Raw genomic sequence first — 26,269 nt, 5'->3', positions numbered from 1 at the left:
GGTATTCATGTTTAGCCTTTCTCAAATAGCCTTCCTGCAAGCCCTTGTGCAAAATTTTTGAATTTTTCATATTGCCTAGGGGCTGATGCTATTAGCATAACTTCCTGCTCCTTAAACTTGTTGGCGTCAATCAACGTATAGGTTGGTCTGGTTGGGTCAATCTCATTGATAAGTACATATTGGCCACTCCCGGTAAGTTGCAGTTCGCCATTTTCGTCAAAAGTAAGTAATTCATGATCTTCAGCAAGCAGGTAAATAGCATAGCGAGTAAATAATTGTTGAACGGAGTCGGCTAGGTTTTCTCTATAAATTCGTTGACGATTAACATCAGAATTATCGTCCTCAAGCATTTTAATATATTCTTGCTCTGATTCAATTCTCTTTTGTGCCTGTTCCCAGGTTCTGCGCTCTGAATAGCTCATCAAATTGATCTGGGATTTTAAGTCAGTTTCGGCTCGTTCCGCATTTTTGCGTTGGTCGGTTACATAGTCTGTATCAACGTCCAATATAACCGATGCTTTAACATAATTTATCACCGCTTTGTCTATGCCTGAGGACTTCAGTGCGGCAACAAAATGGGCCTGAGTATTTTGCCCACCACCAATAGAATCCATATAGGAACAATAAAATTTGCCATCGGCTCCTTTCACGGCAGGTAATGGCAGAATACCACCGGCGCGGCTATAATTTTTATAGCGATTTTCGATAATGGACACACAATCAGGCGCAGTATCATTATTTACTTTGAAATTGATCCAACTGGCTTTTATATTAAAATCTCTGACATTAAAGTCCAGTGGGTTCAGTTGCTTTAGTGCAGTATTCATAGCTTCTTGCGCGGATATGGCTTCGGATTTTAATGCTGCCAGTTTTTCATCATATGGCTTCAATATGGCGTTGAGCTTTGCGGTTGCTGCTGAACTGCGTTCGTGTACATCTTTCAATTGTGCCAAGATTTCTTGGTTGCTCTGAATCGCTGCTTTGTGTCTATTAATAGACTCGTTCAGTGTTTTATCGTGTAAATAAAGCTGGCCTTCTAGTGTAAGAAACTGCGCGACTGTGCCTATTTCACCGTTCGGCGCAGGGCGTTTTCCCAGTGGACTTTCAGTCATCTTTTTAGCAATAGATAATACGTCTTTGAAGGTTTCATCCGTGATTTCATGACCACGAATTTCCTTGAGTGTGCCTTGTTCCAGTTCTTTTAGCTGTGTCAACCACTCTTTTAGGTCAACATCGTCTACCGGGATCAGATGTACATTTTTTGCAGCTGAGGATATCTGGTGTTGGGGTATATCTGATTGAAAATCGAGCTTTGCTTGGTCAGGATAATTATTGCATCCTGTTAATGTTATTAATCCAAGGAAAAATATGGTTAGGTAACTTATATCTTTTTTCACTTTAAAATCCTTACTTTTCTAGCTTGTTAAACTCTTATCGCCATATATTTTTGTTATTCGTATCGCCATATATTTTTGTTATTCGTTCGGTTAACGCAGTTATTACATGTAATAATCTGCTTTTGTAGCTGTATTTCTAAATTATATTTTTAAGGTTTGGGGTTTAGTTATCTGAAGATACAGAAAACAAGGACGACGTTTTGTAGCGAGGCAACAGGGTAGTGACAAAGAAGAGCAGAATCGAGATGACCAGTATAGGTAAACCAATCTCTATAGCTTTAGTTAACTGTTTGGAAATACTTTTTTCTTTGATACCGAACTCTCGCCCTGCGTCAACAAGTCCAGAAATTGAGTCATAAACGTCAGAAAGTGGCGCTACAACTGTAACCAGACAGATAACGCACAACGCTTTGCTGATAAAGCGTGGGGCGCCAATTGCCAAACTGACAGCCGATGCCAGAATGAATATGACTTGCAGTGTAACGCTGTCGACTAAATCGAAGTAGCTGGCGGGTGTATCGAATCCCAAGTATTCAAGGTTAACTGCTGGCAGTAGCATTGAAATAAACAGACATGTCAGGCTGAAGAGCGCAAATTTGTTGTGAACCGTGAGTCCGGATACAGAACTTAACGTTGGCATTTCGACCGAGGTCAATGTCTCTTTTGCTTTGGACAGGTCTATAGCTTGCAGCTTTTCTTTGGCTTTGCCTGTTGCCTTTGCGGCGAGTTCCTTGGCTCTATCCAGGTTTTCTTCATTGATGTTGCTTTTAACTTTTTGATAAATGTGATTGGCGGTATCTTTGGCGGCAGAAAGGTGCTCGTCAATAGAGGCGGACTGTCTGAGTATATAAACAGACGTTACCTTTCCTTCCACCAGATCAAAGTCAACATCATCACCAACACGCGGCGAAAGCTCAGATTTTATCTCTGAGAGTGGCACCTCAAATTTGTCCTGATTTTCTGCACGGATCAGGGCGAATACACCGCTAATATTGAGTATTTTTCCTTGCATATCACTCACCTTGCTAATTGAGTATTGTTATCGGTGCACAATAAAAAGCCCTAGTCACTTTATAAAGATACGTATTTTAAGTAGAAATTCGTAACTGCTGACAGCAACGGTGATCAGATTAGGTTGAGGGGGAAGGGGAAGGTTTTAACGGTAGGGGAATGGATGCCTGGCTGGGCGAGGGTAAGGTAAGACCGGCGGTTGATTTACGGGATGATTACCCGGCCATACATCCTCATAGGTGAACAGCAGAACAGCAGAACAGCAGAGCCAAGATAACTGTGAATGAGATCACCCTACAGAACGGAACTTGTTAAACGACCAACTTTCTGATTTAAATCTGATTGTTAAAAGCAGGGTTTATTGTTACATTTTAGTAGGTTAATCAGTCACGGATGTCTAAATTTTGAACCAATTGGCTATGCACAGCACAGATGATTTGCAGCTGTTGACTGATATAGTGATCCGTTGGGAGCAGGAACCCAAACAAGTTGAAGACCAGTTGTATCGCTTCGCGTACCAGAAATTTCGAAGTATCGCGTCTGAGGTCCGGACCAAGTCTTTGGCTGAGTTTGATGACAATACCTGGCTAAGGATATCGTGCAACACGACGTCACTTGTCCATGATGCCTTTATTCGAGTAGCGCAAAGCAGAGACGTTACAGTTGAAAACAGTAGAGAGCTGTTCACGCTGTTCTCACAGGTCATCTACTCGATACTGATTGATCATTTGCGCAAGTCTCAGGCGAAAAAGCGGCAAGTTGAAACTGCCGGTGAGCTACAAACCTCCTCTGTTTTCCAACAATTGTTTGAAATTGAGCACGCGCTAAAAAAACTGTCGCTTGACTATCCAAGGCAAGTGTCTGTTTTTATATATAAATATGTTTGTTTGAGTTCATTGAAAGAGATTTCCAGCATGTTGGGCATTTCGGAATCTTCGGTCGACAAGGATCTCTCTTTCATCAAGAAATGCTTATCTGTACACCTTAACGATTAAACGGGATGGAACCTGGATGTCTTCTCTTTACGAACATTATTCACGCCTGCTGGAACTTACTTCTACTGAACAAGAGAGCTACCTGCAAACACTGAAGCAAGATGACAACGACTTGTATCAGCGCCTGCGTATTATGCTTGATATACCCGAAGTTAATGTAACTCAATTGTTTAAGGATGGTCTTGAGCAGGCTTCACAGGGAATGGCTGATGTGCTCAGTGAAGGGGATATAATCGGTAAGTACCAAGTCATCCGCCGGATAGCGCAAGGTGGTATGGGGTATGTTTATCTTGGCGAGCGTCAGGATGGTACCTATTCTCAAGTGGTGGCCATTAAGGCGGTGTCCCTGTCTCTAATGTCGTCAGAGGCTGGCTCGCTATTCAATTATGAAGCTCAGGCCTTGGCTTCTCTTAATCATCCCAATGTGGTGACTATACTCGATGCCGGTCAGGATAGTCGCGGTATTGCCTATGTGGTGATGCCCTACATCAATGGTGAGTCCATCACCGAATACTGCAATAAGCTGGATTCAGCATCTGAAAAAGTCAGGGTGTTTATTCAAGTACTGGATGGCATTGTGCACTCTCATGCCAATCAGGTGCTACATCGAGACATCAAGCCCGACAATCTTTTGGTCGACGCTGAAGGGCGGGTGCATGTGATTGATTTTGGCATCTCGAAGCTGATGGGTGGGCAGGGTAGCCTCAGCCAGTCTTATCTCAATGCGATGTCACTTGATTATGCTTCTCCCGAACAAAAATCCGGCGAGAGAATTACCGTTGCATCCGATATCTATAGTTTGGGCAAGGTGCTTAAGGTGTTACTGCCCGGTGATGCGATAATCAGCTTGATTGCCGCCAAAGCGTCTGCCGATCGTGTTGAAGACAGGTATCAAACGGTGGCAGAGCTCAAGACAGAACTGTGCAACTATCTTAATTGCCGTCCAATTCTTGCCAATCCCAGCCGGTCCTACAATGCCGGTTTATGGTTTAAACGGCATCGGTTTGCTGTCGCCATGACTATTGGGCTCGGTATCGCCGCTTCTGTTACCGGCTACCATTACTACGGGGTTAAGTTGGAGTCGATGCAACAGGCGCAGCTGGCTGACCGTAACTTGAAGTTGGCTGAGGCTATGCTTGCTCAGGTTGACGTGAAAGTAGTGAGTGAAATCGAGCGACAACGTGCATTGGTGGCGTCAGCAAGTCAGGTTCAGCTTGAGCTGCTTCCTAAGGCGCAAGCCGTTCGTTTCACGCAGTCCTTGATGGAAGCTAACAAAGTAATTGGTGATTACACCAATGCCAGGGTTGAGAATGAAAAGCTTCTTGAGCTTACATCTGGTCTGCCCGAGTATGCCATTGAGCATTTGATTGCATCCAAATTCGCATTGGAGTTGGATATTCTGGACAATCATCACAAGGACACAGATAAGCGGCTGACAGGGTTAATCGAAATGGCTTCGGCGCTGCCTGATGCCCGAGATGCCAGATTATTTGCGTTAGTGGATTGGGAGATTGGGACGGCTCCTTTATCGAACCAACAGTATCATCAGCTGTTTGCATCATTGATACCTCATCTGGAGCCGAATGATATAAATCAGGCCATGCTGTTGCAGCAGGTTAAAATCATCTCTGCACCTGATGTACTTGACCAGGATAAGTTACAACAGATGGAGGCACTGCTCGACAAGAGTGAAAGCGATATCGCGTCAGTGTCGGCCAAACGCTGGGCAAGTGTGTTGCACGATTGGTATATCATGTCAAATCTTCAAGGAAAACAGTCTGTTGAAAGCCTAAATAATCGCATCGTCAGCAATACTGGGCTGTTAAACTCGCTATACGATAACAAACACCCATCGGTCTATGTGCTGGCGATTTTGGCCAAGCAATCCGCTTCTGTTAATCGATTTAAGCTCGGCGATATCATTGATGAAATTTACACGAGCGTCGATCCCGATTCGCTACCGGCTGTGTATCGGACCAACTACTTCATCATCGAGCTGACAAATGCAATCAACGAGAGAAGGTTCGCCGATGCCTATGAGGTAATGGCAACCGTGTCTCCGGAATTATCAAGTTACGGTGAAAACGCGCTGAATTACTATTTGCAGTTTTCGGTGTTCGCGAATGCCTTCGACAAGCAAGGTCTATATTTGGCGCAGTTACAACTATTGAGAGAGCATTATAAGGCTAAAGGCAACATCGGGCATGCCGGTTACTTCTCCTACTCTCTGTGTAGCAGCTCAGCCAAACAATTCGCACCGAATGAACAGGACATACAGACTGGGGTAGCTGCATGTGATGACGCTATTGAGTTTTATAAAAAGCACTACGGTGAAACCAGCAATTTTTATGTTCTGTCGCTGCTTTCCAAGCTCCATAATCACATCAAACTTGGTGATATGGATAAAGTGCGGCAGCTTACCGAAGAGTTGAATAAAAAGTCAGGTTCTGCCTATCCGGCAACTCAGGTGAGCTATCTTAAAATCATGACGTTGGCACATTTGGCCTTGGGGGAATGGGACGTCGCAGATAGGTTGATAAGCCAGCTTGCAGGTCTTAGTAATGTCAGTACTTATGATTTGCTGTTGGTAAAGCTTGAGCGTCTACAGTCCGCTGGTGATAGTTTTGATCTGAAAACTGAAATCGGTAATGTTGGTGCGTTGAACTGTGATGGGCTTACAAAGGATCAGTTGTACCGGTTTAAGAAGTACACCAGCGATGGAGAGTTTGACGCAATGGATCTCTGCCCTGGCTCGCTGAAGTGGGATGATATTGTTAAATCCGAGGATGAAGCACTCAAAATCTACAGTTCCGCAGAGGCGTTTATTCCGTACCTCTAACGGTGTTAAACGGCGTTGATTGCCGTTGACTTTTATGGGTTAAAAAGTTCAGTCAACGGCAAAAATCTTTCCGAAGATGGTTTTTAATATTCTTTAATAACAACAGGTTAAAGAGTAAGAAATTATGGGTTATGTTTGGAATATCTAAATAAGCATTTGAAATATAACATTTTTTCAAGGGGTTTAAAATCCCTCGCTGGTAACAGCGTGACGGTTCAAGTCCGTCCTCGGGTACCATATTAAAAAAGAGGCCAAGCAAATTTGCGGCCTCTTTTTTATTTCTATAGCTAGCTTTCCGAATATTTCCCTAGATGGCTACCCAACAAAGGTAACCCTCTTTTTCAATCACGTTTTAACATCAAGCGGCTATGCAGCCATCTAGAGTGATTGCTCATGATCAATCATGTAGTGGTTCATGATGGTAAAACTACCGCCATGTCCTCCTTGGTATAAATCATCAAAAAATAACAGCTATTATACGGCCTGCCTTGATGAGTTCGCCCCTTCGCAACGATATGGCAAAGCCTGCGTAAATCGTATTCCCCTCATGTGAAATGAAGATCAATTTTTTCGACCCATTATTAACTGAACGGCATTGGTTTGATGTGGTCAATAATTCTGGCTCAAGTCTATGATGGCACCACTCTTGGGGCTGAACAGTTGCTGATGTAACCTGGCGGCAAACTCATCTGTCATTCCCGAGATATAGTCTGCTATTACTCTGTGGCTGTTTTCGCCCTTGTTGTTGGCTTGCTGCCAACGAGATTGTGTGTTGTGAGGCAAAAGCCTCAGGGGATCCGAGACAAAGGCTTCAAACAGCTCCATCACTATCTGTTGCCCCTTGTACTCCAGCATCTGGATCTCGGGCTTACGTACCACATGTTTAAGTACAAACTGCTTCAATAGTTCCAATAGCTCGGCAAAGGCCGGCTCCAACTTAGCATTGAATCTCAGCAAGGGTTCGGCAAAGTCCGGAGTTTGGTCGATTCTGATGGCGGTTACCAGCGCATTTACCAAGGTTCCTATGGCATCCTTACGCAAGTGATGTTTGCGGGAAAACAGCTTGAGCTCAATATTCCCGAGCTGGCTTTGGATCCATTCATCCTCAATGGCTTGCAGCGGTGCACGCATATCCTCATGCCAATTGGAGCAGGTGACAATTCCCATCACTATGGCATCTTCGAGATCGTGCACCGCATAGGCGATATCATCGGCCAGCTCCATAATGGTGCAGTCGAATGATTTATAGCGGGTGCGATGGTGCAGCCCTTCGCCCGGGCTATAGTGGTTGAGAAAGCCTTGCTTGTCTTTACTATCCAGCGGCTCAAGCACCCAATCGAGGATAGCTTCATCATCATCGAAAACCCCTTTGACCGGCGGCCATTGGCTCGGCCTTAACTGACGATAGTGACTCAGTTCCGGCTGGGGTCTATCGACTCTCAGCGTACGTACCGGCGCTGGGTATTTGAGTACACCGAGCAGGGTACGCCGGGTTAGGTTCATGCCAAAGTGTTCGGTATAGGGTTCGAGCCGGGTAAGAATTCTGAAGGTCTGGCCATTGCCTTCAAAGCCGCCGTGCTCACGCATCATGTAGTTGAGCGCCACCTCACCGCCATGGCCATAGGGTGGGTGGCCGATATCGTGGGCGAGACACAGGGCTTCGAGCAGACTCATGGAATCGAGCAAAAAGGCCATTTCGGGATAGCGCTGCTTCAGCTGGGCGGCTATGCCCGTGCCTATTTGCGAGACTTCCAGTGAGTGGGTCAGGCGGGTGCGGTAAAAGTCGTTCATGCCCACCCCAAGTACCTGAGTCTTGGCCTGTAAGCGCCGAAAGGCGGCAGAGTGCAGAATTCTGGCTCTGTCTCTCTGATAGGGACTGCGATTATCGTCGCGGCGCTGACTGTTATTGGGCTCGCGCCTGGCTTGCCAGTGGGCTTGGCTCATAATATCTCCTGCTAGAGCAGTTGATTGATCTCATCCAGATCCAGGGTGAAACTGGGAATAAAATGCTCGCGAAAATACGCCACTGCCGGGTCGGGGTTGGCATCCAGCATGGTTTCGAGTCGCTTGCGGGCACTATTGAACTCGTTGTTGCCTGCACGCTTTTCTTCGAGACACTTAAGATAGGCGCACAGAGTATCGGCGGACTTGACCAACTTGCGATGGCTGAGCTCGGCGTTATCACTGATAAACAGCGAGCGGTAGTCGTCACGAAACTCTTCGGGCACCATCTCCAGCAGCCTGGCTTCGGCTATGGCTTCAATCTTCTTGTATTCGGCTTCTATCTCGGCATTGAAGTATTTGACCGGAGTGGGCAGATCGCCGGTAAGAATTTCGCCGGCATCGTGAAAGATGGCCAGGGTAGCGGCGCGATCGGGCGAATACTGACCATTGAATTTACGGTTACTGATGATGGCCAGCGCATGGGCCACCATGGCGACCTGCAATGAGTGTTCCTGCACATTCTCGGGGCGGACGTTATACATTAAAGGCCAACGCTGAATTAACTTCATCCTGGCCAGGTGGGCAAAAAGGTGACTCATACAACTTCTCTAAGTTTTTGCGCGTTTCCCTTACTTTACCTCAGTGGTTAAAGGCTGTCAGTGCCGGGCGGCGATAAAAAAGCCGCCTCGACGGGCGGCTGGCATTTGTTATTGGCGGTAGTACTCGAGGAAGTCACCGAAGGCGAGCAGGGCCCGCTGTAAGTCTTCCTTATGAGGGAGAAACACCACTCGTAAGTGATCCGGCTCTGACCAGTTAAAGGCAGTGCCCTGTACCAAGAGAATTTTCTTATCTTTCAGTAGATCCAGCACCAGGCGCTCATCGTCCCTGAGGCCGAAACGCTTGCTGTCGAGGCGAGGGAATGCATACATGGCACCCTTGGGTTTCACCACGCTCACGCCGGGAATTTGATTGAGTAGCTCATAACAGATATCCCGCTGTTGGGTCAGGCGGCCATCTATGGCGGTAAGCTCATTGATACTTTGATAACCACCTAATGCGGTTTGAATCGCGTGCTGATTGGGCACGTTGGCACAAAGGCGCATAGAGGAGAGCATCTCCAGCCCTTCAATATAACTTCGCGCCGCCTTGAGATTGCCGGACAGCATCATCCAACCGACCCGGAAACCGGCGGCTCTATAGGCTTTGGAAAGGCCATTAAACGTCACTGTGAGAATATCGTCCGACAAGCTGCAGGCCGGGATATGCACAGCGCCATCGTAAAGAATTTTGTCATAAATCTCATCGGCAAACAGTATGATGGAGTGTTGCCGGCACAACTCAACAATCTCCAGCAACAGCTCGCGACTGTATACGGCACCGGTTGGATTGTTGGGGTTGATAATCACAATTCCGCGGGTTCTTGGGCCAATCTTGCTCTTGATATCCTCAAGATCGGGAAACCAGTCGGCCGCTTCATCGCAGCGATAGTGGCGCGCCTTGCCGCCGGCCAGGTTAACCGCCGCGGTCCATAGTGGATAGTCAGGGGAGGGAACCAACACCTCATCATCGGTATTGAGTAGCCCTTGCATGGCCATCACTATCAGTTCGGAAACACCATTACCTATATAGATATCTTCAATATCGACACCGAAGATCCCCTGGGACTGGTAATGCTGCACTATCGCCTTACGGGCAGAAAACAAACCTTTGGACTCACAATACCCTTGAGCCGATGGCAGGTTGAGGATGACGTCACGAACTATCTCTTCCGGGGCTTCAAAGCCAAAGGGGGCCGGGTTACCTATATTGAGTTTAAGAATACGATGCCCTTCATCTTCCAACCGACGTGCTTCTTTATGTACCGGTCCTCGAATATCGTAACAAACACTGTCGAGCTTATTGGATTTGATGATTGGCCGCATTACTACCTCGAAACTGGCTGATATGAAAGAGTTTAACCTTCGGCACGATACCTAATTTAAAGCATCTTAGAAAGGGGGGGGTGAGCCATATTTTTTGCTTTTAACAGAATTTTTATCTTTTCACGTCAAACAAATATGCCAGTTAAAAGATGATGCGACTGCTAATTTGTTGGATATCAGTATTTAAAACTGCTTAATCGCCAAGGTGCTGGTGATTAGCACAAAACTCATTTGACATTGTTTAAAATAAAAAGGCAGTTTAACTGAATGCTTATATGTCAATAGCACTAAAAGGGCTTAAAATGTGCATGTAAAAGCTATTGAATCATATAGAAATTTTTTGGCAATTGCCTACAAGGTCAAAATTTGCGCTGACTGATTCAGATTATGGTTGACTCATATGCAGTTGAGCATTATTTTCTGCGCGATGTTTTTAGCAAGGCTCCAACAAAAGCGACCAGTTGTTACTGTCCGTCTGGCGGAAAGCCGTAAATAAAGCAGTTGTTTTGGCGGTGTCTTGAACGCCCCACATGACTTTATAGGGCCGTAAGGCCATCTTTTTGAGGACCTAAGTGCATGTCTGAGCCGACAGCGTTAAGTCTTGTTCCCCCCATTGTTGTATTGGTGCTGGCCATTTGGCTGCGTCGTCCCATTTTGGCGTTGATCATAGGCGCGGTCAGTGGTCTGTTACTTTTGGATCCCAGTCAGGTACTGAATAACTTCGCCGATATTTCACTCAAAGTGATGGCCGATGAGACCATAGGTTGGTTAATCCTGGTGTGTGGCAGTTTCGGTGCCCTGATTGCCTTATTGGTGCGCACCGGCGGTGCCTTGGCCTTTGGCCGCAAGGCAATTAAGTTAGCCAAGGGGCCGCGCTCGTCCCTGCTAATGACCTTTGTACTTGGCCTGGTTATCTTCATTGATGATTACCTGAATGCGCTCACGGTCGGTGAAACCATGAAACGGGTCACCGACAGATTCAAGATCTCCCGTGAGATGCTGGCCTATGTGGTCGACTCTACCGCTGCGCCAGTGTGCGTGTTGGTGCCGCTATCTACCTGGGCGGTCTTTTTCGGCGGGCTCTTGGTCAACAACGGAGTGGCTGCCGAAGGTGAGGGGATCCAAATCTATATGCAGGCAATCCCGTACATGTTTTATGCCTGGTTGGCAGTTGCCATGGTGCTGTTGGTGATTCTCGGAATAGTCCCGGCCATAGGGCCAATGAAAAAAGCACAGCTTGCTGCGGCTGCCGGTAGTCCAGCCAAAGAACAAACAAATTTTGATGAAGTCCAGACCTTGGATGAATATGCCGTGCGCGCGATGGAAGAGGAGTTTGAGCTGGCCGATAAGCAAGGACAATTACATAATTTCCTGGTACCTATTTTGCTGTTGGTTGGCTTTACCGTCTACTTCGATATCGATGTATGGAAAGGCTTGTTGGCAACCTTGGTGATTACCTTGCCATATTACGCGGTACAGCGTTTGATGCCCTTGTCCGAAATGATGGATCAGATGATAGATGGCTTTAAGAGCATGCTACCGGCTATAGGCACTGTTATCGCCGCCTTTGTGTTCAAGGATGTTTGCGACCAACTGCTGCTACCTCAGTATGTCATCGACTCCCTGAGTCCCTTTATGACACCTAAGCTCTTGCCGGCAGTAGTATTTGTAGCCATGGCAATTCTGGCCTTTGCCACAGGTTCCAGTTGGGGTATTTTTGCGGTAACCATTCCTATTGTAATGCCGCTGGCGCAATCTGTTGGTGCCGATATCCCCTTGGTGATAGGCGCCTTGTTGTCAGCTTCATCCTTTGGTAGCCAGGCATGTTTCTACTCAGACTCCACCGTCCTTGCGGCGCAAGGCTCCGGCTGTAATCTGGTAAGTCACGCAGTCACTCAACTGCCTTATGCCTTAATCGCAGCGGCACTGACTTTTGTTGGCTTTATCATAGTGGCTTGAGCCCTAACCTGAACTCTAAACAGTGACCTAAAATCCCCGGGTATGTCCTGGGGATTTTTGTTTTCTGCACATCCCAGACGGTTTTTATTCGAGTCTGTGAGGCTCGTTATGTGTTCTTATGCTTCCCATTGGGAAATGACAGATTATAATTAAAAAAACCGATGACAACGCCATCGGTTTTTTTAATTAATATGTTCTAACGCAGCCAGTACTCAGCTTAGGTTTCATCTGCTACAGAGTTACCTGTTTTGCTCGCGTGAGGTTTGCTGTTTGGCAGCAACAGGTTCATCAATATAGCTACGATACCGCAAAGGCTGATGCCGGTCAGGCTGAATGAACCGATACCGAAAGCCATACCCCCGATACCGAATACCAGTGTCACTCCAACGATAGAAAGGTTGCGAGGTTCGCTGAGATCCACCTGGTGTTTGATCAATGAGTTGAGGCCCACTGCAGCGATAGAGCCGAACAACAGACACATGATACCGCCCATTACAGGTACCGGAATGGTCTGCATCAGAGCCCCCAACTTGCCGACGAAGGCCAGCAAAATAGCAGTAATGGCTGTCCAGGTCATAATTCTCGGATCAAAGTTGCGCGTCAGGGTTACTGCGCCTGTGACCTCAGAATAAGTGGTATTGGGTGGGCCGCCAAAAGCGGTAGCTGCTATGGTGGCAACACCGTCACCGGCAAGAGTGCGATGTAAGCCGGGCTTTTTCAGGTAATCTTTACCGGTAACATTGGAGATAGCCAGAATATCCCCTATGTGCTCCACCGCCGGGGCGATGGCAACCGGGATCATGAAGGCTATGGCGTGCCAGTTAAATTCGGGAGCGACGAAGTTAGGCATGGCCAGCCAGGCGGCTTCGTGTACAACATTGAAGTCCACTATGCCGTAATACAGACTCAAGCTGTAACCGACTATAATGCCGGCCAGGATCGGCATCAGCCTCAACAGTCCCTTGGCAAAGATGGCCACGGCTATGGTGGTCAGGAGTGATGCCAGAGAAACAAATAGCGCGGTATCTTGGGCAACAAGCACCTGGCTGCCATCTCCACTTTTACCAAGCGCCATATTCACCGCAACCGGTGCCAAGCCGAGACCTATGATGATGATAACCGGCCCCACAACCACAGGGGGCAGAAGCCTCATAATAATGCCGCTGCCACGCAGTTTTACCACAGAGGCCAGCATTAGGTAGACACAGCCGGCTGCCATCAACCCGCCCATGGTGGCAGGGATACCCCAAGTTTGGACGCCATACATAACAGGTGGAATAAAAGCAAAAGACGACGCGAGGAAAACAGGGATTTGACGTTTGGTGATCAGTTGGAATAACAGGGTGCCGAATCCGGCGGTAAACAGGGCTACGCTGGTATCGAGGCCGGTGAGCAACGGCATCAGCACCAGGGCTCCGAAAGCGACAAATAACATTTGTGCGCCTTGCAGAGGACGGGCAAGGTATTTCATTTTTTTATCCGTATTGTGGTTAAACCGGCCAATATTACCAGATGGCCACAAAGCGTGGGGGGCTATTTGCCGTTTTAGATCAAATTTTTCACAATTTCCATAGTTGAACCCGAGATGAACCAAGAGGCAGGTTTTTCATCTCCACCGGCTCGCCAAGTGGGGCATATATGATACACTTTTGCCATTCCGACCACTTTTTACCGTCGCAAAGATGCTGAATTTATTTGTAAAGCCAGTTGTTTTTCTTTCCCTGTTCTGCGCCACGACTTTGGTTCAGGCTGTTGAGGTTAAACAGCTGGATGAAGCTACTGTAGCCGTTGGGTCCAGATCCAGTGCCGAGAAGAGCAAGGGGCTCAAGAAGGCATTGGAAGATGTTATTTTAAAAAATTCCGGCTCACGCAGTGCTCTCGAAAGCCCGGAGATCCAAGCCAAACTTGCCAATGCCAATGCCCTGGTCAGTCAGTTTGGTTATCTTGATACTGAAGAAGGGCTCAAGCTAAAAGCTAATTTCGAACACCGGAAGATAGTCGACATGTTGCGTGAAGCCGGCTTGCCTGTATGGGGCAAACAGCGTCCCTTAACTCTGTTTTGGCTCAGTACGGATATCAACAATGAAAGAGTTATCCTAAGTGATGACTCAAGCGCTGAAGAGCGCAAGGCGTTTGCCGATGCTTCGATGGAACGTGGTGTGCCGCTGATGTTTCCTTTGATGGATCTTGATGATTTGATGCGTATCAATGTCAATGACGTGCGCGGTTTATTTGCCGATACTGTTGCTACCGCCTCAACTCGCTATCAGGCGGACTTCTTTGCGATGGGCGCACTTGAGGCAAATGGCAGTGAATTTAACTATCAATTGGTACTTTATCCCAAGACGGATATCAGTCAGTCCTTCGGCCAGCCTCTGCTCAATCGTCAGGGACAAGCTGCCAGTAAAGACGAGGCTGTGGCCGAGATGATGTTGTCACTGTCCGATTACTTTGTGTCCCGGTACGCCATAGCCGACTCTGGGGATGGTTTGCTGAGCAAGGTACGTTTTACCGGCATCAGCCAGATGAAGCAGTTGGTGGAAATTGAAGCGTTTCTCGATCAACTCAGCGCGGTGCGTGAAGTAAGCCTTAGCACTTTGCAGGGTGATAGCGCTACTTTTAAGGTGCAACTTTTTGGCTCGGAAGACGACTTGAAAAACCTGTTGCGTTTGGAGCCTCGGTTATCTTCGGCCCAGAGCGGTTTTCAAGATGTTGCCGACGGCCAGGGTTACGATGGTATTAACTCATTGCCGCAGGCATCCGAGACCACAAAATTCAACGAGAATGTGAGCCAGCCCTTAGGTCCTTACCAGTGGCGCAGCCGTTGAGGTTTTAACCGCGGCGCCAGTCATGCTAGACTTGGCGCCCGCATTTTTGATTGACCGCGATTGGGAACGATCCTGAGTGACACAAAACTCACCCTTGCAACTTTCACTGCCCGTTCACTTGCCGGACGATGAGACTTTTAACAGTTACTATCCAGCGGCAGGAAACGATGAACTTATCCAGACTCTGAGGGCCTGTGCCGAAGGCCACAGCCAGGGAGCCGTTTATTTATGGGGACCGGTAAAATCGGGTAGAACCCATTTGATGCACGCCGCCTGTGCTCACGCCAATGAGTTGGAACGCAGCAGTTTTTATATTCCTTTGGGTATTCATGCCAGTATCTCTACCGCTTTACTTGAAGGGTTGGAGCAGATCGATCTGGTTTGTATTGATGATGTCGATGCGATTGCCGGCCATCCTTTATGGGAAGAGGCGATATTCGATCTCTATAACCGGGTAGCCGAACAGAAACATTGTGCTCTGGTGGTCAGTGGCAGCGCAGCGCCTATAGATGCCGGTTTTGCCTTGCCGGATCTGGTCTCAAGGATGCAGTGGGGACTCAATTATCAGCTCCAGCCCATGGCCGATGAAGAAAAGTTGGTGGCATTGCAACGTCGCGCTGCCATGCGTGGCCTACAGTTACCGGAAGATGTAGGCCGCTTTCTGCTTAATCGTTTAGCCAGAGACTTACGTACCCTGTTCGATGTACTGGATAGGCTGGACAAGGCGTCTATGGTTCATCAACGTAAGTTGACCATTCCCTTTATCAAAGAGATGCTACGGCTTTAGTCTTTAAGTCGCTAAAGATAGTAAAAAAGCGCTGCTCTAGGGCAGCGCTTTTTTATACTATGACAAACTAAAATAACAATCAGTGTCTGTTTACACCCACAGGAGCTCTGTGGCGATCGCCACTCAAACGCAGCGGCACTTGAGTTTGTTCACGCTGTTGTTGATGTTGGATATTGCTCTTTGGCGCCATGGGCGTGGGTGATATGCCGAGGTTGGCCGCCCAACTCAAGCCTGGTTGCATCTGCAGCGGCGCCGGCAAACTATCCAGCAGCAGCTGATTATTGAGCTCAGGCATCATCTCGCTCAGCACCAAGCCTGTTCGGTTTCTAAGTTCGGTGGCACCGATCCGTCCCCGTTGGCCTCTGTCGACACTGATGCTGTTTGCGGTCACGGTTGCGGGTTTGTCTGTGACAGCCACATCCCGCTGTACCCCAAGGCGGTAACTCATCATGGCTTCTTCAAACAGCATGGCCGCATCTTCCCTGGAGGTACTGTAGTTGTAAAAGTCATTGGCTCTGTCGGCAAAGAAGAAGCCGCTGACATCCCCGGGCGAGTATGCCTTTTGGGTTGCTGTGGCGGTTTCGCCCATAAAGCTTACGCTGGCCAGGGCTCTCATTTCTGTGCTATTAAGCGGATAAGCGCTACTGAGCTGATCCGATATCAAGGCTTTTTGCGCCGTGCGCCGGTAATAATCATCCAGCAAAGTTGGTCCCTCAAGGCTTGAATGAACACTGCGCGGGAAAAAGTCATTGGCATGAGCCAACTCATGGTATAGCAGCGAGGAAAGATCGGTAGTCAACTCACTGATAGGACGATTGCTGCGCTGGTTGCGATCACGATAGACAGAAGCATAATCGTTGTCTTTGACATAACGCCAGGGGATCAGGAACTGCAGCTCATTACCGAAACCGGCACGGTAATCCGGCGCTTCATTGATGCTGTCGCGCTCAGTAGCCGTCAACCAAAGATCTTCCGGATCCAGATAGATGGCGCCGGTAACCACCCAATAAAAGGAGGGACGGACATCGTAGCTTATCACCACGGCGGTGACAGATTGCAATAAGGTGGCAAAGTCACCATGAGTGTCCATTTGATCGATAAAGGCTTCAAAATTACGCCCCATCCAATCGTGGGATACCAGTACCCGGTCCATTATCGCTTCTTTATCACTGATGCCGGTGCCGACTTGTCCAATCAAGGGCAGGGTACTAAGCTGGCAAGCGCTCAGCTGATTGGAATAAGTGCAGCGTTTTAGTACATCGGCATAGGGCGAGTTTCGCCTGTAGGCATGAGTGCGGGCAACTGGCGCATCAAAGTACTCTGAGGTAATTTGCGCTTCATCAGTTATCAGTATGCTGACTTCATCGCTTAAGATCTCGCCATTGGCACTGGCGCTGGCTCTCAAGATCACCCCCGTATCCTGGCTAACCCCGGGGGCGACAAATAAGGGACGCTCAAGATTGGACAAGTCCAGATTAAGGTCAGGCCCGGCAGCAATACACCAGTTGATATTGTTTGCTGCAGCGCCATTGACTCTATCCAGTCGTATGCTGACATTATTGCCTTCTACCACTTGGTGATCCTGGCGGATATTTAGGCCACTTCCCGCTGCTACAGTCAGGGTAACCGTCTCCTGCAGGCTGAGATCATTGCCGCTGACATTTAACTGAAAACGGTAATCACCGCTTTGTGGCGGTACAAACGCCAGCACTGGGCTGTCATTGATGCCCATATCGACACCGGGCCCGGACAACTGCTGCCATTGGAACTGCATATTACGGCTGTTGAGTGTGCCCATAGTGGCAATAACACTGCTTTGCTGGCCGGCTAAATAACGGCTTTGCAACTTAAAAACCAGACCGGATGCTGTTGTTTGATTGTTGAATTCACTTTGTTGCTCACAGCGCGACAAGGCCTGAGGTGGAGTAACGACAGGAGGGATAAGGTCGCCGCCATTATCGTTGCCACCACCGCCACAGGCGCTGAGCAATAGGGTACAGCTTAAAGGGAGGTAAGACAGTATCTTCATGGCACGACTCCACTTGGTTGACAGTTTGTTGTTGCTTGTTTTTGTTTTATATCAAAATTGTTGTAACCATTGGGCACTATAGCACGGGCTGTTAGGGTCACCAATAGTCCGGGAGGAATGGGACTTTTGTAGTAGGAGAGCGGTGGCAGAACCTATTTTGAAGCTCTGACATAGGTTTGGCTAAAGCTTGCCCCAGGCAAATAAGGTCAACATAGTGCAGCTTGTTTAATATCGAATGAGGGGAGGATTCAAGATTATGGTAAAATCGTCTGCTAATGGTTAGCTAACGAAGATGACTCAGGAGAAACAACATGGCCCGAGCTTGTGCCCGACACATTTTGGTTAAAACCCGTGAAGAGGCGGAAAAACTCAAGGCCCGGATCGCCAAAGGAGAGGACTTTGGCAAGCTGGCGAAACAATACTCTCAGTGCCCTTCAAAAAAACGCGGTGGCGATCTCGGGGAGTTTGCTCCGGGCCAGATGGTTAAGGCCTTCGATCAAGTGGTGTTCAAAAAGCCTGTGCTGGAAGTGCATGGCCCGGTCAAAACCCAGTTTGGTTTTCATCTGATCCAGACTATTTATCGTAATTAAGCTAAAGCTGCTGCGGTTTTCTGGCAAAGGCTCGATAGCATTGAGCCGTATCGCCGGCCAAAGTTCTACAGGCTGTGACTTCATCTTTCAGGTCGACAAAGTCTTCCAGCAGCTCCTGCAACTGCATGGGCGTGTGGTAACACATGGGAGTACCCAGCCCTGAGGTGAAACGTTTCGCAATGGGGGAGCAAAACTCACTCAGGTGGAACAAGCCACCCGGCTTAAGCACGCGTTTAAGCTCCAATATGGCGGCTTTTTGCGCCATTTCAGATGACATGCAGGTTAAAACGGCGCAGCTCAGCACTACATCGAATGTTTCATCGGCAAAAGGCAATGGAAGTTGTGGCAGCTGAGTTAAATTGATGTCCGGGTACAGACTGAGGCCGCGCTTTATCATGGCGGTTGAGGGATCGACCCCCAGCACTTCAGGATAGCCTAACTGTTTCAGCTGCTTGGCTATCCGGCCATAACCGCATCCAAAGTCCAGTATTCTGGCGTCGGGTTTTACCAAGTGGCAGAAGCGCTGCACATCGATTTCCAGATTGAAATTGACCTGATTGGCAACCTTATCCCAAAGCTGCGCCGTCATTGCTTATCCTCATCAATAATGGAAACTTTATTGTTTAGGAACAAAGAGTTTGGCACCAGGTGTGTCACACCGTCATCCTTCACCGTGATATAACGCAGATTGAGATCCACCACAGTCCCCCTGGAGCCGGTAATATCGATTTTATTGCCCAGCTTTATCGGCTTATAGAGCACTATCATAATACCGGCAATCAGGTTGGAGATGGCGTCTTTGAGGGCGAAACCCAGCGCAAAGCCAGTGAGTCCGAGGCCGGCAACCAGGGCGCCAACATCAAAGCCCAACTTGGATAAGGCCAAGACAGCACCGATAAATATCAGTACCACGCGCTGGGAGTTGGAGATCAAGCGAAACGATTCGCTGGCCGCCGAGTCAAAGCGGGTGGCCACTTGTTTCAGGCAACGGTCGATAATCAGGCTGAACACTACAAATGCGGCAAACACCAGGATTGCCTGAATGACATTCTCATTCATTTTCTGCTCCGAATAATAAAATCTTAGTCGCTGAAATGTTCGGCTTGGCGCACAAAGGCATGCCAAACTCAAAGGCGCCCAAATTAACAAAAGGTTGAGATAGAGACAAGAGTCAATCAATAAATTTCAGTGGCTTACCTAAATTGCCCAAGGCCGTTTTCCCTACTCAGGCTGCAAAAGGTTTTGCCGCAGAGTAGGGTATTTGCTGCATGCGTCATTGTATCTGGCGCTCTGGCTGGGTATAAGGGAAGTGACATTCTACAAGGACGATAATCATGAAGGCTGTATCCGAGAACAAACGGGTTTTGCTGCTGTTGCTGTTACCTGTTGCTCTCTTGCTGTTGTCATCGGAGTTATTGCTAAGGCCAGTGACCTCAATGATAGTCAAAAATCAGTTCAAACTCATGGAAGAGTATCTTAGCCAGAGACAGCGTTCCATCAATGACATTATTCTCCATCAAGTACCTGAGTTTCATTTTGATTGTGGTCCGAAAGACGCAAAATTATTGCGGGTACCTGAAAACTACAATCGCTATTTTCGGGTGATGGGGATAAAAACCAAAACCGGCATAGGCTGCAGTTCGCTCGGCTCGGATTTACTATTGCCGGATCTTCCCAATGACACCCCCATAGGGCAGGGCTTTGGCCTAACCACCACAGGTGCCATGCATGACACCGAGCAGGAACTCTTGGTTTATTTCAGAAGTAATGGCAATACCGCTTACTGGATTTTGGACAGCAGTTGGATCCGTGAAATTATCAATCTTCCCTGCCGCGATTGTTTTTACATAGAGTTTCTGCATCATGCTCCAGGCTCCGAAGGGCTGGTATTTGAGCGCGGCAATCCTTCGGTACCCAGAGAAGCCAATGTGCATTTTTTCAGCGTGATGAACAAGCAGCAAATGGAGCAAAAACTCTGGTTTGGTGAGAAACTCGATGATTACGCCAGAGAAAAGATCTTTGTTTACGGTTTACCCTTGAGCATTTTACTCGGCGCGCTGCTCGCCGGGGCTTATTGGCTTTATCTGAGTTACCACCGTTCGCTCAAGAGCATGATCCAAAGAGGCATTGCCCGGCAGGAGTTTATCCCTTTTTATCAACCCATAGTCGATATTAATCAGAATAAAGTGGTCGGTTATGAAGTGCTGGTGCGCTGGAAGAAGGGCAAAGAGTTTATTCCACCTGTTGCCTTTGTTGAGCATGCAGAAGCCTGTGGCCTGATCATTCCCATTACCGAATCTTTGCTGCAGCAGGTACTGCAACAACTGCCGGAGCTGGAGAGCGGCACTTGGGTTAGCATCAACCTGGTGGCAGAACATCTGGAGCAGGCTCATGTCAGTCGCGTGCTGCAACAGCATAATTGGCCAGAGCCGGACAGACTTAAATTTGAGCTCACCGAACGCTTGCCCATTGCCGACATTGATGCCGCCAAGCAGGAAATCGCCAGGCTGACCGAGAAGGGCTACAGCTTTAAAATTGATGACTTTGGCACCGGATATGGCGGCTTTAAGTATATTCAAACCTTGGGGATTGACAGCATCAAGATAGATAAGATGTTTATCGATACCATAGGCACCAACGATCTCAAGCGTGGTGTGCTGGATGCCATTATCGCCTTTGGTTTGGAGTCAGAGCTTGAGATGATAGTCGAAGGCGTGGAGACGGCGGAGCAGGTGGAGTACCTCAAAAAGCGCGGTATATTCCTGCTGCAGGGATACTATTTCGCCCGCCCCATGCCGGTTGAAGAACTGAAAACCGTGAAATCAGACGAAGTTCCCTAATGGCAGAAACCTTAGCGGCAGAAACCTTAGCGGCAAAAACCTTAGTGAAACCAGCTGCCCCTGAACTTGCAAGCGACTATTACCTGAGCAATTTTGAACTCTTGCTGGAGGGTAGCCGCCGCTATCTGGATATTTTGCCAAGCGAGCTTGCCAGGTTACGCGCGGCGTACCTGGCCTGCTCCAAACCTTCGCGGATGTTGCTGGTGCGTCTCTTGTCCCGCAAGGGCGAGTGGTTTCGCGCCGATAAGCTTAACTACCCGGAAATAGGGGCTCTTGAACCTGCGATAAAGGGGCTTGAGCAAGCGGAGCTTATCAGCACTTCATCATTGCCAAACACTGAAACCTGGCTCAAAGGCGTCACCCTCACAGAGCTGCGCCGGGCGCTTCTCAAACTGCAACAGAGTCAAGCCCCGGTGGGCAAAAACTGTCTTGGGGGCCTGGTCGATATTGCGCTGCATCTAGGTAAAAGCATGAAATGTGCCTCAAAGGAGACGCTGAAACGTACCCTGCTGGCGCTCGGGCCCCAAGACTCACAGTTATTGATTGACGAACTGAACTCTCTACTGGGCATTGACTGGCTTGAGCTTAAATGCCAGCGGCTTCTCGATGGCCTATTGCTACTCTATTTTGGCAACCGTTATCAGGATCTGAGCCAGTTTGTGCTCAGCGATCTGGGTTTGCAACGCTTTGAAGTCACAGTGCTGGACAAGGCCCACCGCGCCTATGACAGCCCAGAGCAGCTTAACGCTGCGTTGGCATTTGGCCTTATGAGTCAGCAGATAGAAGAGGCGATACTGGCCAAACAGGTGCTGGATATTCCATTGCGGCTTCAGCAGCTTAACGCCATTTCAGCAGTACCCGAGGCTAACCCCTTACTCGAGCGGCGCCGGCAAAAACTACTGACTCTGATAGGCCGCGAAGCCGAAAGGCAAGGCCAAACCACTCTTGCCATCAGTGTCTATTCGCAGTGTGAACATTGGCAGGCAAGGGAACGCCTGTGTCGCTGTCTGGAAAAACAGGCTCAGTGGCAGGCTCTGACTCATGCGCTGCTGCACCTTTGCGACCTTGCCGGTAATGAGAGTCAGTGGCAAATCATAGAACGTATTGGCAAACGCCTGCTTAAAAAGTTGCCAAATGGCAACGACAGCAAGTTTGCCTCACCATCAGGCCATGGTGAAGCGCTTGATTCCTTGGCGCTTGAATCTTTGATGTTAAGGCTGCAAGCGCTGAGTGAAAGTGTGCAGGGTAGACTGGGTGCGCTGCAAACGATAATACTGCAACTTACTCCCAATGGTGAACGAGTTGAAATGCGTGTCGCTGCTCACTTTGAAGCGCTCGGCTACCGGGTGTTTTTTCTGGAGAATACCTTGCTTTGTGGCCTTTTCGGGCTGGCCTTTTGGGACATTATTTTTGCCCCCATTAAGGCGGTATTCGATAACCCATTTCAACGCAGCCCACGGGATATGTTCACCGAGGAGTTTGTTAGCCGCCGCCAAGAGGCCATCACGGCGCGTCTTGATGAAATCGCTCGGGAGCCCGGCGCTGTTATTTGGCGCCATTTTCAGCAAAAGCAAGGGCTGGCAAACGATTGGGTTTACTGGGAAAATCTGCCGCAACAGGCGCTGGAACTGACGCTGGCGGCACTTTCCGGCGCCAGGCTCGCTCAGGTATTTGAACGTATGCTTGGCGATCTCAAGCATTACCGCAGTGGCCATCCGGATCTTGTGTTATTTGACGCCGAAGGGCGCATCAGTTGGCTTGAAGTCAAAGGCCCGGGCGATAAGTTGGCCGATCACCAAATATACTGGCTCAACTTCCTCAGTGACTTGGGAGAGGCCCGGGTTTGCTATGTCGACTGGGCAACTGCCGGCGAGTGTAAATAAGGTAAATAGCATTAAGGCAAGAATGATTGTTATTTAGTATTGACCAATAACAGTCAATTAACAGGCAGCCCAGTAGCGGCCTGCGCTATGTGGAAACCTTAATTGAAGTTCAGAGTCAGCAAGTCATCGCTCCATTTCGCCCGCGTCGTTCATATCTATGTCTCTATGGCACTGCTGCTGTTGATGCTGTTCTTTGCCTTTACCGGTATCACTCTCAATCATCCGGATTGGTTTATCCGCCAGGGCGGAGAAAGCCTGGCATCGGAAGAAGCCTTGCCGGGATTTTTGTTGCCGGTGAATAGTGAAGACCCGGATTGGCGCGACGCCACTGCGCATTGGCTCAGTAGCCACTGGGGAGTGGATGGTCACAGTGCCGAGTTCAGTGAAGATGAAGTGGCACTGGTGCACAAGGGGCCGGGGCGCTATCAGAGCATTACCCTGGATCTGCTGGACGGGAAAGCCTATGTCGAGCAGATAGATTATGGTGTTATCGCAGTACTCAATGATCTGCATAAGGGCCGTAACAGTGGCACCCTGTGGGTATGGCTGCTGGATCTTTGTTCAATTCTTATCATCCTGTTTTCCCTGACCGGTGCTTTCCTGCTGTTGCCTCAGAGCCGTAGATTGAAAAAATCCTTACTGGCCATGGCCGGTGTCAGCAGTGCCTGTGCCCTTATTTATCTGTTGTTTGTTCCTTGAGTTCAAAGTGACAGACGGCAAAGCACGAACTCGTGCCCCTACCTTTGGTGTGTTGTGAATGGAGAATGTATGAGTGGCAAACCTTTGAAAACCAGATTGTCTCTGTCTCTGGCGGTATTACTGAGTAGTAGCTTAACTCTGGCGCAGGCCAATGCCGATTCGCTGGAGATTAATCTGACACTGCCGGAAATCACCACGGGCCAATACCATAGGCCTTACACAGCCGTGTGGGTGGAAGATACCAAAGGGCAGAGCGTGCGAACCTTGAGCCTTTGGGTCATGCAGGAAGGCGAGGGATACAAGTGGCTGAAAGACATTCGTCGCTGGTGGCGCAAGGCCGGGCGGGATGACATGAACTTTGTCGATGCCATTGCATCGGCAACAAGGCCGGCGGGCAAGTATCCCATCAGCTGGGACCTCAAAGATGACCAAGGGGCTAAGGTTGCCAACGGTAAATATACCTTGCTGGTGGAAGTGGTACGTGAGCACGGCGGCCGGGATTTGGTACGGCACAAGTTTCAGCTCGACGGCAAGCCTTTCAAAGCTGAAATAGCGCCCACCATAGAAACCGGCACGATTAGCCTTCAATACCTAGTGGAGTAAAAGATGATGAAAACAAGCAAACTCTTGTTGGCCCTGGGGGCCTGTCTGGTGGCACAAACGGCGCAGGCCCATGACAGATTTATACTGCCCAGCCAGTTCAATGTCTCGGCCGATCCCGGCAAAGGTGTGTGGATCACTTCAGATGTCAGCGCCAGTAATGAAGTCTTCCTGTTTGATAAACCTTTTGGCTCTGAAGATGTGCAAATCGTCACGCCGTCCGGCACCAAGGAGCGGCCATCCTCAAGCTATCGCGGCAGCCGTAAGTCTGTGTTTGACTATCGCCTGACCGAAGACGGCACCTACAGATTCGAGAAAGAGACCCAGCCAAGATATATGTCGCGCTATAAGCTCAAGGGCCAGCAAGACAGCGTCCGCAGCCGTACTGACAAGCAAACCACCAAGGCAATGATGCCCAAAGGGGCGTACGATCTCGAAGGGGCGCTGTATTTCTCGCGTGTCGAGTCCTATGTCACCCTCAACAAACCAAGCGACAAGGCTTTTGAAGTGAAAGGGGAATACCTGGAACTCAAACCTTTGACCCATCCGGCTGACATAGTCGAGCAGGAGCCCACTGAGCTGCAATTCTATTTCCAGGGTAAAGTGATTGCCGGTGTGGAAGTCGCGATTGTGAAGGAAGGCACACTTTATCGTAACCAGAAACAGCAATTGACGCTGAAGTCAGACAAAGAAGGCAAGGTGAGTTTTGAACTGCCCAGCGCCGGCCGCTATATGTTGCATGCATCATTCGAGCAACTTAACGCCGATACTCGCCTTGCGGATAAGACAGTCAGTGAAATTTTCCTCACTTTCGAGGCCGGTTTGCAATAACCTAAATAGCCCGAAGCAGGCACTTTTAAGGCTTATCACCTTGTGAGTGCCTGTCAAAGTGAAGCTGTGGTGTCGCTTGCATTGCTGCTGTTTTAAGCTGCATTGGTTTTTGTGAGAGCTGTACGCTGTATCTTATGATTTGAACTTTCAATTATCTTGGAAAGCTTTCCTGCTTGGTTATCGACAACATAGTCAGTTCTTGGGCTAGGGAATGATGAGATTTCCGTTGGATCATTTCGAGCTATCAATCCCCCCTTGGAAGTCTCGGTTTCAGGGGGGAACTTTCAGTTTTTGGTGCGTTTCTTGAGCCCAAGCCCCAACTCGCGGCCGCGTTTTCGGGTGTAGAAGGGCATGCTGATAAGCAAGCATGCGATCAACAGGCTCTCAATCAACGCAAACCACCATTCATTGCCCTGGGCTATATAGAGCAAGGTCAAGCCGTGCAGAAAATAGAGGCAAAGAATGAAGCTGGCCCAGGCAAAGGTATAGGGATTGCCTTTGAGGATACCCGGTAGCGGCAGCAGCAAGGGCACCAGCCAAAGACTGGTAAACAGCAGTGAGTATTCGCTGTTGAGCCCCTTATCGATAAAGGCATAGGCCAACAAGGCTGTCAGTAATAGATAGCCGCTCCGTGAGATTTGCAATAGCGCGTGACTGCTCATTTACAGGATCGCCAACACGTTTTCCGGTGGACGGCCAATGGCGGCCTTACCTTTGGCAAGCACGATTGGTCGCTCGATCAACTTGGGAGTGGCTACCATGGCGGCAATCAACTGGGCTTCTGTCAGCTCAGGATTATTCAACCCCTGGGCTTTGTATTCTTCTTCTTTGGTGCGCATCAGTTCACGGGCGCTGATACCCAGTTTGGCCAACAGTTCACTGATTGTGGCAGCATCCGGAACTTGTTTCAGATACTCGACAATCTGGATCTCGACGCCTTTGGACTCCAGCAGTGCCAGTGTTTCGCGGCTCTTGGAGCAGCGTGGATTATGGAAAATAGTGACCTGGGTCATGGGTTTTCTCTTTACCTTGGCTGAAAAGTGCGACGATGATAGCAAAAATCTGCGCAGACGTCAGGGGAAAGTGGCCCGGTGAACGGGCCAATGAAAACCTGC

General features: G+C 48.8%; 22 protein-coding genes. 11 read left to right on the top strand and 11 right to left on the bottom strand.

Features of this window, described 5'->3' with window-relative positions:
- Positions 1-11 precede the first annotated feature (11 nt).
- Positions 12-1,397 carry a hypothetical protein gene (locus tag CX650_RS17015; protein ID WP_101096493.1) on the bottom strand — a complete coding sequence of 462 codons (1,386 nt, stop codon included), beginning with the start codon at positions 1,395-1,397 and terminating at the stop codon, positions 12-14.
- A 163-nt stretch (positions 1,398-1,560) separates the two neighbouring features.
- The gene (locus CX650_RS17010; protein WP_101096492.1) at positions 1,561-2,409 is read right to left on the bottom strand and encodes a hypothetical protein; all 849 of its coding nucleotides are present in this window, start codon (positions 2,407-2,409) and stop codon (positions 1,561-1,563) included.
- Between the two features lie 403 nt (positions 2,410-2,812).
- Here CX650_RS17010 and CX650_RS17005 point away from each other — a divergent pair, with 403 nt between their 5' ends.
- Both CX650_RS17005 and CX650_RS17000 read left to right on the top strand, forming a co-directional pair.
- Positions 2,813-3,403, top strand: coding sequence for an ECF-type sigma factor (locus tag CX650_RS17005; RefSeq protein WP_226685260.1), 591 nt, complete (start codon positions 2,813-2,815; stop codon positions 3,401-3,403).
- 16 nt (positions 3,404-3,419) lie between these two features.
- A complete protein-coding gene (locus tag CX650_RS17000) occupies positions 3,420-6,242 on the top strand; it encodes a serine/threonine protein kinase (RefSeq protein WP_101096490.1) in 2,823 nt (940 codons plus the stop codon).
- A gap of 609 nt (positions 6,243-6,851) precedes the next feature.
- Here CX650_RS17000 and CX650_RS16995 read toward each other — a convergent pair.
- From CX650_RS16995 to CX650_RS16985, 3 genes are all read right to left on the bottom strand, one after another.
- Positions 6,852-8,186, bottom strand: coding sequence for an anti-phage deoxyguanosine triphosphatase (locus tag CX650_RS16995; RefSeq protein ID WP_101096489.1), 1,335 nt, complete (start codon positions 8,184-8,186; stop codon positions 6,852-6,854).
- Between the two features lie 11 nt (positions 8,187-8,197).
- Positions 8,198-8,785, bottom strand: a complete 588-nt coding sequence (gene yfbR, locus CX650_RS16990) for a 5'-deoxynucleotidase (RefSeq protein ID WP_039032920.1) — start codon at positions 8,783-8,785, stop codon at positions 8,198-8,200.
- Positions 8,786-8,893: 108 nt separating this feature from the next.
- A complete protein-coding gene (locus CX650_RS16985; protein ID WP_039032921.1) occupies positions 8,894-10,108 on the bottom strand; it encodes a pyridoxal phosphate-dependent aminotransferase in 1,215 nt (404 codons plus the stop codon).
- A gap of 576 nt (positions 10,109-10,684) precedes the next feature.
- Between CX650_RS16985 and CX650_RS16980 the strand changes: the two genes are divergently transcribed.
- Positions 10,685-12,067 (top strand): Na+/H+ antiporter NhaC family protein, encoded by a 1,383-nt coding sequence (locus CX650_RS16980; RefSeq protein ID WP_071475537.1) that lies wholly within the window; start codon positions 10,685-10,687, stop codon positions 12,065-12,067.
- Positions 12,068-12,284: 217 nt separating this feature from the next.
- On the opposite strand, the gene CX650_RS16975 is transcribed toward CX650_RS16980, so the two are convergent.
- Positions 12,285-13,538, bottom strand: coding sequence for a uracil-xanthine permease family protein (locus tag CX650_RS16975; RefSeq protein ID WP_039032923.1), 1,254 nt, complete (start codon positions 13,536-13,538; stop codon positions 12,285-12,287).
- Positions 13,539-13,749: 211 nt separating this feature from the next.
- Here CX650_RS16975 and CX650_RS16970 point away from each other — a divergent pair, with 211 nt between their 5' ends.
- Positions 13,750-14,895, top strand: a complete 1,146-nt coding sequence (locus CX650_RS16970) for a DUF2066 domain-containing protein (protein WP_101096488.1) — start codon at positions 13,750-13,752, stop codon at positions 14,893-14,895.
- 76 nt (positions 14,896-14,971) lie between these two features.
- Entirely contained in the window at positions 14,972-15,682 is a 711-nt protein-coding gene (gene hda / locus CX650_RS16965) for a DnaA inactivator Hda (protein ID WP_101096487.1), read from the top strand.
- 79 nt (positions 15,683-15,761) lie between these two features.
- Here the strand turns inward: hda and CX650_RS16960 are convergent, their stop codons facing one another.
- Positions 15,762-17,711 (bottom strand): PKD domain-containing protein, encoded by a 1,950-nt coding sequence (locus CX650_RS16960; protein ID WP_101096486.1) that lies wholly within the window; start codon positions 17,709-17,711, stop codon positions 15,762-15,764.
- 311 nt (positions 17,712-18,022) lie between these two features.
- Between CX650_RS16960 and CX650_RS16955 the strand changes: the two genes are divergently transcribed.
- Positions 18,023-18,301: a peptidylprolyl isomerase gene (locus tag CX650_RS16955; protein ID WP_101096485.1), complete on the top strand. Its 279-nt coding sequence runs from the start codon at positions 18,023-18,025 to the stop codon at positions 18,299-18,301.
- 1 nt (position 18,302) lies between these two features.
- On the opposite strand, the gene CX650_RS16950 is transcribed toward CX650_RS16955, so the two are convergent.
- Both CX650_RS16950 and CX650_RS16945 read right to left on the bottom strand, forming a co-directional pair.
- On the bottom strand, positions 18,303-18,890 hold the full coding sequence (locus CX650_RS16950; RefSeq protein ID WP_101096484.1) for a class I SAM-dependent methyltransferase: 588 nt from the start codon (positions 18,888-18,890) through the stop codon (positions 18,303-18,305).
- A complete protein-coding gene (locus tag CX650_RS16945; protein ID WP_101096483.1) occupies positions 18,887-19,360 on the bottom strand; it encodes a mechanosensitive ion channel family protein in 474 nt (157 codons plus the stop codon). Before CX650_RS16945 ends, CX650_RS16950 begins: the two co-directional genes overlap by 4 nt.
- 275 nt (positions 19,361-19,635) lie before the next feature.
- Between CX650_RS16945 and CX650_RS16940 the strand changes: the two genes are divergently transcribed.
- The 5 genes from CX650_RS16940 to CX650_RS16920 all read left to right on the top strand — a co-directional run bounded on the left by CX650_RS16940 (position 19,636) and on the right by CX650_RS16920 (position 25,154).
- On the top strand, positions 19,636-21,141 hold the full coding sequence (locus CX650_RS16940) for an EAL domain-containing protein (RefSeq protein ID WP_167388654.1): 1,506 nt from the start codon (positions 19,636-19,638) through the stop codon (positions 21,139-21,141).
- Positions 21,141-23,024: a VRR-NUC domain-containing protein gene (locus tag CX650_RS16935; protein WP_101096482.1), complete on the top strand. Its 1,884-nt coding sequence runs from the start codon at positions 21,141-21,143 to the stop codon at positions 23,022-23,024. Before CX650_RS16940 ends, CX650_RS16935 begins: the two co-directional genes overlap by 1 nt.
- Before the next feature lie 165 nt (positions 23,025-23,189).
- Positions 23,190-23,723, top strand: coding sequence for a PepSY-associated TM helix domain-containing protein (locus CX650_RS16930; RefSeq protein ID WP_373297496.1), 534 nt, complete (start codon positions 23,190-23,192; stop codon positions 23,721-23,723).
- A 69-nt stretch (positions 23,724-23,792) separates the two neighbouring features.
- On the top strand, positions 23,793-24,326 hold the full coding sequence (locus CX650_RS16925) for a DUF2271 domain-containing protein (protein WP_101096480.1): 534 nt from the start codon (positions 23,793-23,795) through the stop codon (positions 24,324-24,326).
- Between the two features lie 3 nt (positions 24,327-24,329).
- Positions 24,330-25,154 (top strand): DUF4198 domain-containing protein, encoded by an 825-nt coding sequence (locus CX650_RS16920; protein WP_226684286.1) that lies wholly within the window; start codon positions 24,330-24,332, stop codon positions 25,152-25,154.
- A 284-nt stretch (positions 25,155-25,438) separates the two neighbouring features.
- Here CX650_RS16920 and CX650_RS16915 read toward each other — a convergent pair whose 3' ends face one another.
- Together CX650_RS16915 and arsC are read right to left on the bottom strand one after the other, a co-directional pair.
- Complete coding sequence (locus CX650_RS16915) at positions 25,439-25,816, bottom strand: DUF2069 domain-containing protein (protein WP_101096479.1); 378 nt, start codon at positions 25,814-25,816, stop codon at positions 25,439-25,441.
- A complete protein-coding gene (gene arsC / locus CX650_RS16910) occupies positions 25,817-26,167 on the bottom strand; it encodes an arsenate reductase (glutaredoxin) (RefSeq protein ID WP_101056322.1) in 351 nt (116 codons plus the stop codon). It lies immediately after the preceding gene.
- Positions 26,168-26,269 lie beyond the last annotated feature (102 nt).

The organism is Shewanella indica (genome assembly GCF_002836975.1).
GTDB classification, from domain to species: Bacteria; Pseudomonadota; Gammaproteobacteria; order Enterobacterales; family Shewanellaceae; genus Shewanella; species Shewanella indica.
Note: the sequence above shows the minus strand (reverse complement) of the source record. Positions and strands in the feature narration are given on the sequence as shown.

What these genes read in the sequence shown, in the direction of transcription:
- CX650_RS17010 (WP_101096492.1), bottom strand. Translation starts at nt 2,409, where the DNA reads ATGCAAGGAAAAATACTCAATATTAGCGGTGTATTCGCCCTGATCCGT.
- CX650_RS17000 (WP_101096490.1), top strand. Translation starts at nt 3,420, where the DNA reads ATGTCTTCTCTTTACGAACATTATTCACGCCTGCTGGAACTTACTTCT.
- CX650_RS16995 (WP_101096489.1), bottom strand. Translation starts at nt 8,186, where the DNA reads ATGAGCCAAGCCCACTGGCAAGCCAGGCGCGAGCCCAATAACAGTCAG.
- yfbR (WP_039032920.1), bottom strand. Translation starts at nt 8,785, where the DNA reads ATGAGTCACCTTTTTGCCCACCTGGCCAGGATGAAGTTAATTCAGCGT.
- CX650_RS16985 (WP_039032921.1), bottom strand. Translation starts at nt 10,108, where the DNA reads ATGCGGCCAATCATCAAATCCAATAAGCTCGACAGTGTTTGTTACGAT.
- CX650_RS16980 (WP_071475537.1), top strand. Translation starts at nt 10,685, where the DNA reads ATGTCTGAGCCGACAGCGTTAAGTCTTGTTCCCCCCATTGTTGTATTG.
- CX650_RS16975 (WP_039032923.1), bottom strand. Translation starts at nt 13,538, where the DNA reads ATGAAATACCTTGCCCGTCCTCTGCAAGGCGCACAAATGTTATTTGTC.
- CX650_RS16970 (WP_101096488.1), top strand. Translation starts at nt 13,750, where the DNA reads ATGCTGAATTTATTTGTAAAGCCAGTTGTTTTTCTTTCCCTGTTCTGC.
- CX650_RS16960 (WP_101096486.1), bottom strand. Translation starts at nt 17,711, where the DNA reads ATGAAGATACTGTCTTACCTCCCTTTAAGCTGTACCCTATTGCTCAGC.
- CX650_RS16955 (WP_101096485.1), top strand. Translation starts at nt 18,023, where the DNA reads ATGGCCCGAGCTTGTGCCCGACACATTTTGGTTAAAACCCGTGAAGAG.
- CX650_RS16950 (WP_101096484.1), bottom strand. Translation starts at nt 18,890, where the DNA reads ATGACGGCGCAGCTTTGGGATAAGGTTGCCAATCAGGTCAATTTCAAT.
- CX650_RS16945 (WP_101096483.1), bottom strand. Translation starts at nt 19,360, where the DNA reads ATGAATGAGAATGTCATTCAGGCAATCCTGGTGTTTGCCGCATTTGTA.
- CX650_RS16940 (WP_167388654.1), top strand. Translation starts at nt 19,636, where the DNA reads ATGAAGGCTGTATCCGAGAACAAACGGGTTTTGCTGCTGTTGCTGTTA.
- CX650_RS16935 (WP_101096482.1), top strand. Translation starts at nt 21,141, where the DNA reads ATGGCAGAAACCTTAGCGGCAGAAACCTTAGCGGCAAAAACCTTAGTG.
- CX650_RS16930 (WP_373297496.1), top strand. Translation starts at nt 23,190, where the DNA reads ATGGCACTGCTGCTGTTGATGCTGTTCTTTGCCTTTACCGGTATCACT.
- CX650_RS16925 (WP_101096480.1), top strand. Translation starts at nt 23,793, where the DNA reads ATGAGTGGCAAACCTTTGAAAACCAGATTGTCTCTGTCTCTGGCGGTA.
- CX650_RS16920 (WP_226684286.1), top strand. Translation starts at nt 24,330, where the DNA reads ATGATGAAAACAAGCAAACTCTTGTTGGCCCTGGGGGCCTGTCTGGTG.
- CX650_RS16915 (WP_101096479.1), bottom strand. Translation starts at nt 25,816, where the DNA reads ATGAGCAGTCACGCGCTATTGCAAATCTCACGGAGCGGCTATCTATTA.
- arsC (WP_101056322.1), bottom strand. Translation starts at nt 26,167, where the DNA reads ATGACCCAGGTCACTATTTTCCATAATCCACGCTGCTCCAAGAGCCGC.